This is a genomic window from Mesorhizobium sp. M8A.F.Ca.ET.165.01.1.1, from assembly GCF_004792065.1.
Taxonomy (GTDB): domain Bacteria; phylum Pseudomonadota; class Alphaproteobacteria; order Rhizobiales; family Rhizobiaceae; genus Mesorhizobium.
In genome coordinates this window covers 96699-109893 of sequence record NZ_SRTH01000004.1, presented here as the reverse complement: position 1 = coordinate 109893, position 13195 = coordinate 96699, and the positions used below count along the sequence as shown (strand labels likewise).

10 protein-coding genes are annotated in these 13195 nt (G+C 63.6%); 2 read left to right on the top strand and 8 right to left on the bottom strand.

What is annotated here, in order from left to right; genetic code table 11:
- Window positions 1–6: 6 nt before the first annotated feature.
- The gene (locus EN808_RS13815) at window positions 7–1449 is read right to left on the bottom strand and encodes a 2-hydroxyacid dehydrogenase (RefSeq protein ID WP_135916078.1); all 1443 of its coding nucleotides are present in this window, start codon (window positions 1447–1449) and stop codon (window positions 7–9) included.
- Window positions 1450–1769: 320 nt separating this feature from the next.
- Between EN808_RS13815 and EN808_RS13810 the strand changes: the two genes are divergently transcribed.
- A complete protein-coding gene (locus tag EN808_RS13810; RefSeq protein ID WP_135865017.1) occupies window positions 1770–3623 on the top strand; it encodes an ABC transporter ATP-binding protein in 1854 nt (617 codons plus the stop codon).
- Complete coding sequence (locus tag EN808_RS13805) at window positions 3623–5515, top strand: ABC transporter ATP-binding protein (protein ID WP_135916077.1); 1893 nt, start codon at window positions 3623–3625, stop codon at window positions 5513–5515. The genes EN808_RS13810 and EN808_RS13805 overlap by 1 nt, the downstream gene beginning before the upstream one ends.
- Before the next feature lie 214 nt (window positions 5516–5729).
- Here the strand turns inward: EN808_RS13805 and EN808_RS13800 are convergent, their stop codons facing one another.
- The 7 genes from EN808_RS13800 to hisD all read right to left on the bottom strand — a co-directional run bounded on the left by EN808_RS13800 (window position 5730) and on the right by hisD (window position 13155).
- Complete coding sequence (locus EN808_RS13800; protein ID WP_127276163.1) at window positions 5730–6512, bottom strand: ABC transporter ATP-binding protein; 783 nt, start codon at window positions 6510–6512, stop codon at window positions 5730–5732.
- A 10-nt stretch (window positions 6513–6522) separates the two neighbouring features.
- Window positions 6523–7386, bottom strand: coding sequence for an ABC transporter permease (locus EN808_RS13795; protein WP_127276161.1), 864 nt, complete (start codon window positions 7384–7386; stop codon window positions 6523–6525).
- 28 nt (window positions 7387–7414) lie between these two features.
- Window positions 7415–8425, bottom strand: coding sequence for an ABC transporter substrate-binding protein (locus tag EN808_RS13790; protein ID WP_135916076.1), 1011 nt, complete (start codon window positions 8423–8425; stop codon window positions 7415–7417).
- A 234-nt stretch (window positions 8426–8659) separates the two neighbouring features.
- Window positions 8660–9955, bottom strand: a complete 1296-nt coding sequence (locus tag EN808_RS13785) for a hypothetical protein (protein WP_189524114.1) — start codon at window positions 9953–9955, stop codon at window positions 8660–8662.
- A 101-nt stretch (window positions 9956–10056) separates the two neighbouring features.
- A complete protein-coding gene (hutC, locus tag EN808_RS13780; protein ID WP_135916074.1) occupies window positions 10057–10788 on the bottom strand; it encodes a histidine utilization repressor in 732 nt (243 codons plus the stop codon).
- 1 nt (window position 10789) lies between these two features.
- The gene (locus tag EN808_RS13775) at window positions 10790–11818 is read right to left on the bottom strand and encodes a zinc-binding dehydrogenase (RefSeq protein WP_135916073.1); all 1029 of its coding nucleotides are present in this window, start codon (window positions 11816–11818) and stop codon (window positions 10790–10792) included.
- A 14-nt stretch (window positions 11819–11832) separates the two neighbouring features.
- Complete coding sequence (hisD, locus tag EN808_RS13770) at window positions 11833–13155, bottom strand: histidinol dehydrogenase (protein ID WP_135916072.1); 1323 nt, start codon at window positions 13153–13155, stop codon at window positions 11833–11835.
- Between the last annotated feature and the right edge of the window lie 40 nt (window positions 13156–13195).

The window sequence follows — 13195 nt, the reverse complement described above, 5'->3', positions numbered from 1 at the left end:
TCCGGACTATTTCTGAAAAGGTCCCCTCAGATTGAGGTTCTCGGCCAGAAGGCAGAAGCGGTCGATCAACCGGACAAGCTCGTCGCCCTGTTCGACGACAATCGCGCCTCGCTCGGCAGGCGGGGTATCGGAGAGAGCCTTCCACAGACGGCCTTGCCGATCGCAGAGATCCGCCAATTCGGCGCAGTCGCTGGAGGTCAGTTTCAAAAGGTGGTCCGCCGTCACAGGTCCAATGCCTGGAGGCGTGGTGGCGCCAAGGGAAAGGTAGCCTTGCGGCACTGTGCCTTTCGCATTCGTTACCGATTTGCGGCAGATGACATCGAATATCTGGTCGACAGCCTGCTTGGCGCCTGCGACGCGCGACGGGTGGTCCGTATCGGCGGCAGCGTGCGGCAGGAGCTCAAGACTGGCGCCATGCTTCTCGACGAGGCCGAGATAAGGCAGCATCGGCCCGAACAGGCGGCCAGTCGAGGCATCCCTGAACAGGTCGGCATCGATGGCGGCGTGGCGTAGCCGGCCTGTATTCAGAGCTCCATCAAGAGCCTCGATGTCGACAAGTTCACCGCGATCGTAGTTGACCAGCACCGCGCCCTTGTTCATGCGGGACAAGACGTCCGCGCCAATGAGCCCGGCATTGGCGTAGCGCCCGGTCTGCGCATCCTGCTTGCCCAGGCCAACGTGAACGCTGAGCACATCGGCGCCTCCGGCCGCCTCGACAAGGTCCGCGGCAAAGGCAAAGCCCTCGGCTTCTATCCAGTCGCGGTGCCGTGGCCGCGCGTGGATCACCACGCGCATGCCGAAGGCGCGGGCAAGCTTGGCCACCTCGCGGCCGATATTGCCGTAGCCGATGATCGCGATGGTCTTGCCTTCGAGCTTTTCGGTGGGGAAATCGCGCAGGTCCCTGCCGGTGTCGAAAGCACCACGCGCCACACGGCTGTGAAGCGTGTCGACCGGGAGATCCGGCAGCACTTTCAGGATCGCCTTCATCACCATCTGCGCCGTGGCCCGGCTGTTGATGCCGGGCGTGTTCATCAGCACCGCAGTGCCGCCCTCGCCACTGCCGCCACCCCAGGAGCGCGAGCCCATATTGCCGGTGCCGGCGCCGATCCGCACGCCGGCCAGCGGAAAGACGGTTTCGGCGGGCAGGAAGGTCGCGGCGGCAATGACGGCATCATAGCGTCCGTCGCCGGCGGCTTCGATCAGCTCTTCGCGAGTGCTGAGATCCGGCTGGTAGAAGAAATGAACGCGCCCGCGTTCGAGAGCGGCCTTGTCGCCAAGTCCGGCCGCATGAAAGCGGCCGCCCTTGGCTTCGATATGGGCCTGCACCTCCGAAGGGTCCGGTTTTCCGTCAGCGTCGAAGCGCAGGCCGATCAGATCGCAGACCAGGACGGCGTAGGCGCGTTGCGGATCGATCGACTCAACGGCGTGTGTGTCTGTGGTCGCGGTCACGTCGTTCCCCTCATGCAGGACGGAAGGCCTGCTGGTAGAGCAGGCGCTGAACACTCCGACCCTATCCGCCCGGAACGGCGTGAGATCGATCACCGGCGGCAGACCAGCAGCGAGTTGCGACACGATCTTGCCGGTGACCGCGCCGCCGATCAGGCCCTGATGGCCATGGCCGAGAAGGCACGCGGCACCCCTTTCAGGTACAGTGCGATGTCGCCATTGGCCCCTTGTACGGGCAAGCCGGACGCGCGTAAAATCCAGCTATCTGATTGAGTCTGCTACATTCGTTCGGGCTAATGTCCGGATCGGTCTGGGTATTTTCCTTGCACACGGATGCAACCAGCGCGGCCAGGCGCGGCAAATCATTTGCCCATGTGGCGGAAGCCTCCTGGGGCAAGGGCCTCAGCACCTTGCTGCGCATCGTGCGCATGACGCTGCGCCATCCCTGGCAGGTTGCCATCACCCTCGTCTCGACCTTTATCGCTGCGACGCTGCAGCTCTTCATTCCGCGCCTCCTTGGGCGCGCCATCGATCAGGCGCAAGGCGTGATGGCCGCGGGGGCCGGCACCGCGGCCGAGCAGGCGCTCTGGAATACGGCCCTGACACTGCTGGCCGTCAGCATCCTGCGCGGCCTCTTCACCATGGCGCAGAACTACTATGGCGAGGCCGTCGGCCATCAGACCGGCTATGAGCTGCGGCTCGCCTTCTACGAGAAGATCCAGCGGCTCAGCTTTTCCTTCCACGACAAGGTTCATACCGGCGATCTCATCACACTCGGACTGCTCGACCTCGACGGCGTGCGCATGTTCTTTTCCACCGGCATCCTGCGCGTGGTGCTGCTCGGCGTGCTGATCGGCGTCGGCGCCTATCTGTTGATCAGCACCGATCTCGTGCTCGGGTTGTTGAGCCTCAGCTTCGTGCCGTTCGTCGCCTGGCGCTCTTCGGTGACGCAACTCCGACTGCGCAGCACCTGGCTGACGCTGCAGGAGCGGCTGTCCGTGCTGAGCCGGGTGATGGATGAGAATCTCGGCGGCATCCGTGTCGTGCGCGCCTTCGCGGCGCAGCGGCATGAGCTGGCAAAATTCGACCGCGCCAAGCAGGATGCGCTGGAACTCGCCAATGAGCGCGTCGACATCCGCGTCTCGAACACCAGCGCCATGAACTTTTCCTTCCTGGCCGCCATGGGCCTGGTTCTCTGGTTCGGCGGCCAGAAGGTGATCGCGGGGCAGATCAGCGTCGGCACACTGGCCCAGTTTCTCACCTTCATGACCATATTGCAGATGCCGGTGCGCCAGCTCGGCCTGATGGTCAACTCCTTCGCGCGCGCCTCGACCTGTGGCACGCGGCTGTTCGAACTACTCGACGCCGAACTCGACATCAAGGACGCGCCCGACGCCAGGGAGCTCGTCATCACCGACGGCGTACTGCGCTTCGACAATGTCGGTTTCCGCTATGAGGGCGCGGGCGAGCGTCCGACGCTTTCGGGCGTTTCGTTCGAAGCCAGGCCGGGCGAGACCGTCGGTATCGTCGGCCCGCCGGGCAGCGGCAAGTCGACCATCGCGCATCTGATCCCGCGCTTCTACGACGTGACGTCGGGCGCGATCACCATAGACGGACAGGACATCCGCAAGGTCACGCTGCAGTCGCTGCGCAAGGCGGTCGGCGTCGTCCAGCAGGACGCGTTCCTGTTCACCACCTCGATCGAGAACAACATCGCCTATGGCAATCCCTGGGCGCGCGAGACCCGCATCGGCCAGGCCGCCGAGTATGCCCAGCTGCACAACTATATCATCGGCCTTCCAGCCGGCTACACCACGGTCGTCGGCGAACGTGGCGCGTCGCTTTCCGGCGGCCAGCGGCAGCGCCTGACCATAGCGCGCAGCCTGATGTTGCGGCCATCGGTGCTGGTCTTCGACGATTCCACGGCCGCCGTCGACGCCGGCACCGAGCAGCGTATACGAGCGGCGATGAAGCGCTTCGCCCGGGATCGCGTGACGCTGATCATCTCGCATCGGCTGAGTTCGCTGATGCATGCCGACCAGATCCTGTTCGTCGAGGGCGGGCGGATCGTGGAACGCGGCACGCATGAGGAATTGCTGGCGCTCGGCGGACGCTACCGCGCGCTTTACGACCTGCAGCTACGGCCGGACGACGATCGGCTCGAGGGAGCCGCCTGATGTCGACGCAGGACGACGACGAGAAGGTAGACACAAGCGGACGCCCGACCAAGGCGGTCGTCGGCTCGCACCGCGATGAGGAAGAGGTCTTCGGCAAGGCCTACGACCCGCGCATCGTCAGGCGCATCTGGAGCTTCGTCAGACCGTATCAGGGCCGGATTTTCATCTCGGTCGCCGCCGTGCTGGTGTTCACGCTGACACAGCTGGCGATCCCGCTGGTCATCCGCTACGCCATCGATCACGGCATGGCGCCGGGCAGGCTCGACCGTTCGGTGATGATCTCCGCGATCGCCGCCTTCACCGTGATCATCCTCATCAACTATGCCGCCAGCCATGTACAGGAAAGCGTCGTCGGCAAGGTGGCGGAGAACGTGCTGTCCGACTTGCGCCGCGCCATGTTCAGCCACCTGCAGCGCGTCTCGCTGAGTTTCATGGACAAGACCGAGGTCGGCAGGCTGATGTCGCGCCTGCAGGGCGACGTCAATTCGATGCAGGAGTTCCTCGAAACATCCGTCATGTCAGTAGGCGATATCGTGCTTCTTTTCGGCATCGTCACCGTCCTGCTCTGGCTCGATTTCCGGCTTGGCCTGCTGACGCTGTCGACCATGCCGATGCTGTTCATCGTGCGCCTGTTCTGGCTGCCGCGGGCCAAGGTCGCCTTCATGGCCGCGCACGAAACCAACTCGATCGCCAACGGCGCGCTTGCCGAAGGCATCCACGGCGTGCGTACGGTGCAGAGCCTGGAGCGCCAGCATGTCAATTTCGACCTTTACGACGAAAAGGTTCTGGCCAATCTCAACGCCCATCTGCGGTCGGCGAAATATGCACAGGTGATGGTGCCGATCGTCGACACGCTGACCGGCATCGCCATGGCGACCGTCATCGTCGTCGGCGGGTCGATGGTGCTGTCGCACAGTTTCGATATCGGCGTGATGGTGGCGTTCCTGTTTTACATCCAGCGCTTCTTCGATCCGATCCGCTCGCTCACCATGCAGTACAGCGTCATGCAGCGGGCCATGGCTTCGGGCCAGCGCATCTCCGAAGTGCTCGACGTGCCCGTCGACGTCAGCGACAAGGACGGCGCCATCGCGCTGTCGCGCGACATGGATGGTTCGGTCGAGTTCAGGAACGTCACCTTCGGCTACCGTCAAAATCAGCCGGTGTTGAAGAACATCTCCTTCCGCGTCAATCCGGGCGAGACGGTCGCGCTTGTCGGCCCGACCGGATCGGGCAAGTCGAGCTCGATGGCGCTGGTGCACCGCTTCTACGATGTCTGGTCGGGCGAGGTCCTGGTCGGCGGCCATGACGTGCGCGACCTGACGCAGGATTCGTTGGGCGACCAGGTGGCCATGGTGCTGCAGGAGCCGTTCCTGTTCTCCGGCACGGTGCTGGAGAACATCCGCTATCACAAGACCGGCGCCAGCCGCGAAGAAGTGGTGCGCGCAGCAGTTGCCGTCGGCGCGCACGACTTCATCGAAGACCTGCCCGACGGCTACGACACCGAACTCGAGCAGCGCGGCGGCAATCTCTCGCTCGGCCAGCGCCAGCTGATCAGTTTTGCGCGCGCGCTGGTGGCCGATGCCAAAATCCTTGTGCTCGACGAGGCCACCGCCAGCATCGATTCCTACACCGAGATGCTGATCCAGAAGGCGCTGATCAAACTGCTCGAAGGGCGTACCGGGCTGGTCATCGCGCATCGCCTGGCCACCATCCGCGGCGCCGACCGCATCATCGTCCTGCAGAATGGCGAGATCGTCGAAAGCGGCAACCATGAGCAGCTCATGAAGACGAAAGGTCTCTACGCCCGCCTCTACAACATGAACTACGCTTCCTTCGACGACATTTCCGAGGACGAGATGGGAATGGATGCGGCGGCCGGCAAGGCGACGTGAGCCGGTGCTGGCGGGTTCGAACGAAAGATTGCTTCGATGTCCTTCCCGAGAAGACGCGACTGTCGCGGATGCCGCCGTCACCAGGCACCACCTATGCCGCGTCACCGCCGTCATAATGGCCACACGCACGCCGCGAACCGCGAACACGGACACCGTTGGGTCGGTAGCGGTTGGATCGGCGACAACGCCAATGCGCCGGCGAAGGTTGCCGGCACTACGCCATTTCGGGACGTCTTGAGGCCTCGCGGATCGCCTTGTGCACGCCGCGCTGCAAATCCATGAAGGCCGGGGTTTCCATCACCTCTTCGCGGCGCGGGCGCTCGATGTCGACGTTGAAGGTCTGCATGATGCGCCCCGGGCCGATCCCCATGACGACGATCCGGTCCGACAGATAGACTGCCTCCTCGACGTCATGCGTGACGAACAGCACGGTTAGACGATGCTCTTCCCATATCTGGGTCAGGAGTTCCTGCATCTGGTGCCGCGTCAAGGCATCGAGCGCGCCGAAGGGCTCGTCCATCAGCAGCATTTTGGGGCGATAGGAGAGCGCGCGCGCGATGGCGACGCGCTGCTTCATGCCGCCCGACAGTTCGGACGGGAAGCGATCGGCGCTTTGCGACAGCTTGACGAGGTCGAGATGCTCGAGCGCGATCTCGCGGCAGGCGGAGCGATCATAGCCGGCGGCCTTGAGGGCAAACTCGATGTTCTGCCGCGCCGTCAGCCAGGGAAGCAGCGTGTAGGACTGGAAGACGACACCACGGTCGAGACCCGGTTGCAGAATCGGCGCGCCGTCGATGCTGAGATCGCCGGCGTCAAAATCCTGCAGTCCGGCGACGATCGACAGCAACGTGCTCTTGCCGCAGCCCGACGTGCCGACGAGGGAGACGAACTCGTTGTCGGCAAGGTCAAGATTGATGTCCCGCAGCACTTCCGTGCGCCGCTCGCCGGCGCCGAAGCTCTTGTCGAGACCCGCAATGCGCAATTTGGGAACAGTCATCGGCGGTTCCTCATTGCGAGTGGCCATCCTGCCGGAACAGCACCTTCTCCAATGCCTTCATGACCTGGTCGGTGATGAGGCCAAGCACGCCCAGGAGCAGGATGTAGCCAATGATGGTGTTGGTCTGGAAATAGCGCTGCGATACGGTGATGCGATAGCCCAGACCGGATGTCGCCGCGACGAGTTCGGCCAGAACCAGCCATGTCCATGCCCAACCGAGGCTGATGCGCAGCGTGTCCCAGATGCCCGGCAAGGCGCTGGGCACGACGATGCGCGTCAGGATCTTGCGGTCCGGCAGGCCGAGCGTGCGCCCGAGGCCGATGAAGTCGGCGGGGACCCGTTTCACATTGTCCATGATCATCAGCACCTGCTGGAAGAAGGTGCCGATGAAGATGATCAGGAATTTCTGGGTATCGCCGGTGCCGGCCCACAGGATGGAGAGCGGTACGAAAGCGACAACCGGCATATAGCGGATGAAATCCACCAGCGGCTCGATCGCAGCCTCCCAGGAGCGGAAACTGCCGATCAGCACGCCGATCGGGATGGACAGTGCCGAGGCGAGAAGAAAGCCGATGGAAATGCGGTACATGGAGGCCCGGAGGTCCAGCCACAAGGTGCCGTCGGCCGCGAGCTTGGCGATCTGGGTCGCGACGCTGCCCGGCGACGGCAGGAAGATGGGTTTTACCCATTCCAGCCCGGTCGCCGCCCACCAGGCGAGGCCGAGGCCGACAAAGACGGCCACCGCTATCGCCAGGAAACGTGACCGGGCGATCGGCACGCCGATCCCGGAGGATCGGCGACGCGTGGCCTTCTTCGTGACTGGCTTCGCTGCGGAACGGGCCAGATCGGTTTTCGCGGTGGGTTCTCCCGACATCTGCGTTACCACCGCGATCCGGCCTTCGTCATTCCGCCGCCTTGACGAAGGACGGGTCGATCATCTGCTCCGGCGTCACATCGGCCTGAAGCAGCTTGGCGTTCTTCGCCGCCGCTTCGACATCGGCGAATGTCTTGGTGGTAAAATCGCCGGTGAGCGCCGTCTTGTTTTCGGCCAGGGAATAGTAGCGCACGCCGTCAAAGGCGGTGTTGAGGTCCTTGACGTCGGAACCGACCGCCTTGGCGATGATGGCGCGACCGCCTGATGTATCGGCATTGTAGTCCTTGAGCGCGGCGTCCCAGCTCTTGATCATGGCCAGCACCTGGCCGGGCCGCGACTTGATCACTTCGTCGCGCACCACCAGCACGTCGCTGATCAGGCCGGGATCCTCGCCGGCGGTGAACAACAGCTTGACGTCCTTGTTCTGCGCCATGGCGACAGTGAGGTACGGCTCGTAGGTAACCGCGACCGGCACCTGGCCCGCGATCAAGGCGCCGCCGGCATCTGCGGCAGGCATGGGAACCGGCTGGATATCGGCGACCGACATGCCGTTCCTGGCGAGCGCGTATTTGAGCAGGATGTCGCTCGTCGTGCCTTCCTCGAAAGCGACCTGCTTGCCCTTGAGATCGGCGATGGAGGTGACGTCCTTGCCGGCGACGATGGCGTCTGCCGTCATGGAGACATCGAGCAGCAGCACGATCTTCACCGGAAGGCCGGCCGCAACCATGCCCATCGCCGTGTGGGTGGCGATGTTGGCGGCGTCGAGCTGGCCGCTGGCCAGTGCGGCGTTGATATCCTTGTCCTCGGCGAAATTGACGATCTGGACATCCGACAGACCGTTTGTCTTGAACAGGCCCTTGGCGTCGGCGACGTGCCACTGGCCATAGCCAAGCCAGGGTTCGATGCCGATCTTGAACGATCCGGCCTCGGGCTTCGTGGGAATGGCCGCATCGGCCGCATGGGCTGTTGGGGCGGCGGTGAGCCCGACGGCAACGGTCATCACCAACGCGCGAAATTGTCCTGCTAGGTTAAGCGTCATCTTTCGTTCCCCTTGATGATCAGACCGCTTTTTTACCCAGGCATCCGGTCTGGTGAGACTGCGGGGTTCTGCTCTTGCGGCACTGTGCCTCGGCGTCTTGCCCGCCACTTCGTGGTTGAAGTGCTGGCACATTTCAGCGTCAGCGGCAGCGGATGTCAAGGCTAAAATACATACATGCATATACAAGTTGGAGTGACTCAAATTTTACCTTGATTTGGCGCGTCCCCAGCCTGACTACTCCTGCTTTTCAGGATCGATCCGATCGAGAAAACCGGTCATCCGGTCGGTTCCGCCATCGGGCTCGCTGCCGACCATGACCGCGACTGAAAACCCGATGAGAGACGAGACCGGCGTGTGGCTGCGCGCGCCGGCCCGCAGGTTCATCACCAGGGTCGGCGACAGGAACAGCCCAGAGCGCAGCACCGTTCGCCAATCCGCCGGCAGCATGCCGCGACGCTTGAGTTCCAGCAGCAAGGGCCGCCACAGCTCCATCGCCTTCACCTCCAGAAGGTCGCGGCGGATCGGGCTCAAATCCCAGTCCGTGTCGACATACAGAAAGTCGCCATCCAGCCGCGCCCGCGCTTGAAAAGCCTGGGTGGCCATGGCCGGATCGTAGAGCCAGAAGGGATGGGCGAAGATGTTGTGGAACGTCGCCTTCACCTCGGCCAGCAGCGTCGGGATGTGCGAGCCGGCAAAGGCCGGATCGAAGAAGGACAGTTCCGCCCGTCCCGCCGTCTCCACGTACCAGACATTGGCATTGTGGGCGTCACCATGCGCGACCACGCCGCCGGCATCGGCAAGCCGGTCCGGCCGCAGGCGCTCCGCGGCGGCGTCGAAGAGCTCGCCGATGCTGCTGATGTAGCGCTGCCCGTTGATGACGAATTTCAGCCGGGAAAACCGATCCCAATCCAGTTCCGCGCCGGGAAAGACAAACGACTTGCCGACGTAGAAATCGGCCAGGCGGCCACCTGGCGACAAACGCGTATCGGCGTCGATCAGCCGCTCATGAAACAGCCGGTGGATCGGCTCGGCCGACACCTGCGCGACGGTCACCGGATGCAGCGTTTCGAGATAGACATCGAGCAGCCTGGCGGACAGGTCACGCTCGGCAAGAACCGCCTCGCGCCGCCTGCCGGCATCGTCCTTGGTGTCCAGCGCGAACAGCACATCCGAAAATCGAGGATCCACGCGGCGGCTATAGACAAGGATCTGCTCGCCGGGCTGGGCGGACATATGCACGGGCTGGTCGACCGGCAAGCCGGCGCGCGACAGGATTTCGGCCCGGTAATACTCGCCGGCCATCGCCTCTTCCCGTTCTTCCTGATGGAATTTGAAGAAATACGGTTGGCCGTCACTGTCAAAGAAGCCATTCAGGGAGTTGAGGCTGTATTTGTCGACATTGATGCGGACGTTGCCGGGGTTCATCCCGAACAAGTCGGCCAGCAACGCAGTCAGCGCGCGTTGCGCTTCGGCCACATCATGCTGCGCGAGAGCCCGTATCCGGGCCGTGCGGCTCGGTGTCGCCGTCATCCCCAGACTCCGCAAGCCCGTGCGTCCACCAGCCGAAGCACTCTTATCGATACATGTATATACATTTGAACGAAGCCTCGGCTTACATTGGTTCGTCGAAGTCAGCTTGCCCTGGAAGGCGAGTAGCGGCTGCCTAGCGAGTAGCGGCTGCCGGCATAGGTCAGCTTGCTGATCGTGGCCACGACCGCCCCAGTCCATGTCCGGCGATGCAGGAGAAGGCAGCAACTGCCGACATCGATGCCCAGATGCTGCGCCGACTCCCTGTCGGCCGGGACGGCGGAGATGATATGCTCGACCTCGGTGACCGGGGTCTTCTGCATCAGATAGTCATAGGTCGCCGTCCTGGTGAAATCCTGCTTGTCATAGTCGGGGATCAGGCCCGGATTGACGAAGCGCTCTTCCAGTTGCACCGGCAGGTCGTTCTCGAAATTGACGACGACGGAGTGATAGATCGAGGTGCGCTTCGCAAACTCGAACGACAGCGCGAGTTCCTTCGTCGGCATGATGGTTTCGAGGACCAGGACTTCGGAGCGATGCCTGTTGCCGCGCTCGACGATCTCGGCGGCGATGTTGTTGATCTCGATCAGAGTCGATTGCGGCCGGGGTGGCGCGATGAATGTTCCGACGCCTTGCAGCCGGATCAGGAATCCCGCGGCGGTCAGTTCCCGCAAGGCCCGGTGAACCGTCATCCGTGACACACCCAGCGAAACCACCAGCTCGTTCTCGGACGGCAGCTTGCGGTCCTTGCCCCATTTGCCCGTTCCGATGTTGGTCAGGATGTAGTCCTTCACCTTCTCGTAAAGGGGGCTCGCCGTATCGGGCAAATCGATCATTTCAAAAATCCTTTCCGGCAGGTTGCCGCATGCGGATGATTGTTTTCAAGCCATCGCTCTTCCCGGCCAACAGCCGCTCATAGGCGGCTGGAATATCGTCCAGGCCTATCTCGCGGTCGACCAAGGCCAGAAGCGGCTCGCTGAGTTCACCCAGCATGCGGACAGCGTCGGGCAATTCGTCGGCGAAGGCGTGACATCCCAGCAATGCAATCTCGCGCTCGACCAGAAGATTGGGGTCGATGTCGAGGCGGCCATGAAATATCCCGACCATCGCCACCGCGCCACCTGGATCGAGAACGCCGAGCAACTGGTTGAACGCAGCGATGCTGCCCGTCGCCTCGACGGCCGCCAGCAGCGGGGCATTGGCGATGGCTGCGGCAATGGCATCGCGGTCGAGATCGACGATCGTGGCGCTCGTTACCCGCGCCACGCGGGCACAACGTGCCTGGTTGCGGTCGGCGACAAGCACGGTTCCGGCGAAGGTTCGGGAGAGCAGCAACGCGGCAAGACCACCGATCGGCCCACAGCCGACGACAAGCACCGAACCGACCGTTTTCGGCAGACGCCGCACCGCGTGCAGCGCGACCGCGAGGGGTTCGGCCATGGCGGCGACCCGTTCGTCAAGGCCGGCGTCGATGACATGCAGCAAACGTGCGGGCAACACGGCCTGTTCGGCAAAGCCGCCGTCGCAGATTTCTCCAACGAAACCCAGCGACCCGCAGAGATGCCGCCTGCCGGCGCGGCATTGCGCGCAATCCCCGCACCAGAATCGGGAATCGGCGACCACTCTGTCGCCGACAGCGATTGTGTCGACGCCCTCGCCCAGCGCGATCACCGTACCGGTCAGCTCATGGCCAGCCGTCGAAGGCGAACGGCTTATCCACTGGCCGGTGCGGAAATTGTGCAGGTCCGAACCGCAGATTCCGGCGGCATCGATCCTGAGCTTTGCCCAGCCGGCATCCGGGATACCTGGCGCGGCGACATCCTCGACGCGCAGATCCCCCGGTCCATAAAGTCGCGCCGCCTTCATCGCGATGGTCCCCCTCAGCCGGCGAGATAGCGGTCGCGGATCTCCGAAACCGCGTTTTCATGCGAGCTGAAGCCTTCGTAGCGGGCGAGCCGGCGGGCATGCCGCGCCAGTTCCGGATAGGCGGCCGAGGTCACATAGCCAACCGACGAGCGCTTGACGAAATCCGTCACCGAGAGCGGCCCATAGGTGCGCGCCCAGCGGCTGGTCGGCAGCACCGCATTCGGCCCGAGGACGAAATTGGCAAGGGTCACCGGCGTGTGCGGACCCATCAGGATTTCCGCCGCCTCGGTGATGTGGCCGAGATGCGCGAACGGCTCCTTCGAGAGTATCTCGAGATGTTCGGGCGCATAGTCGTTGATGAAGCGGTAAGACTCTTCCAGCGACCCGGTCAGCACGATGCCGCCGCGCTCTCCCGTCAGCACCGCGCGCGAGAATTCCACACGCTGCTCGGTCATGCGCGACCAGTGCTGCGGGATAGCGGCCAGGGCGGCCTCGGCAACCTTGCGGCTGTGCGTCACCAGATAGGCGGAGGAATCCGGCCCGTGCTCGGCCTCGATCAGCAGATCGAGCGCGGCGAGGCCTCCATCGACGCTGTCGTCGGCAAAGATGATGGCTTCCGACGGTCCGGCCGGCAGACCCGTGTTGATGATCGAGGACAGAACGCTCTTGGCTGCCACCACCCAGGGGCTGCCCGGGCCGACGATCTTGAGTGCCGGCTTCACCGTTTCGGTGCCGTAGGCGACCGCGGCGACGGCCTGGGCGCCGCCGCATTTGTACACGGTCTCGACGCCGGCAAGGCGAGCGGCGACCAGTGTGGCCGCGTCCACGGAACCATCCGGGGTTGGTGGCGTCACGATGGCAATCTGCGGCACGCCGGCGATGACGGCTGGAACCGACGTCATCATCGTCACCGACGGAAAGGCGCCCTTGCCGCGCGGCACGTAGAGCGCAACTGATGCGATCGGCGTGTACCTGTCGCCGGCATAGGCGCCCGGGCGGACCTCCTTGAGCCACATGGTTTCCGGCTTCTGCTCTTCATGAAAATGCCGGATGTTGTCGATGCCGAACCTGATGCTCTCGACGACATCCTTCTCGACCTTGTCGAATGCCGCGTCGAATTCCGCTTCCGACACCTTCAGTCCGCCTTCGGCCACATTGGCCTTGTCGAGGTCCCTGGCGAAGCGGATCAGGGCGGCGTCACCCTCGTCCCTGACCGCCTGGATGATCGGGCGAACCTTTTCGATGAAGACCGACAGATCGCCCTCGGCGCGTTTCAGCAGCCCGGCCCGCCGAGTGGCATCAAGGGATGACAGATCGTGGAAGCTGATGTCGGACATGGATTTTTCCTTCAGTTCAGAGCGCAATGTGCCGACCGGT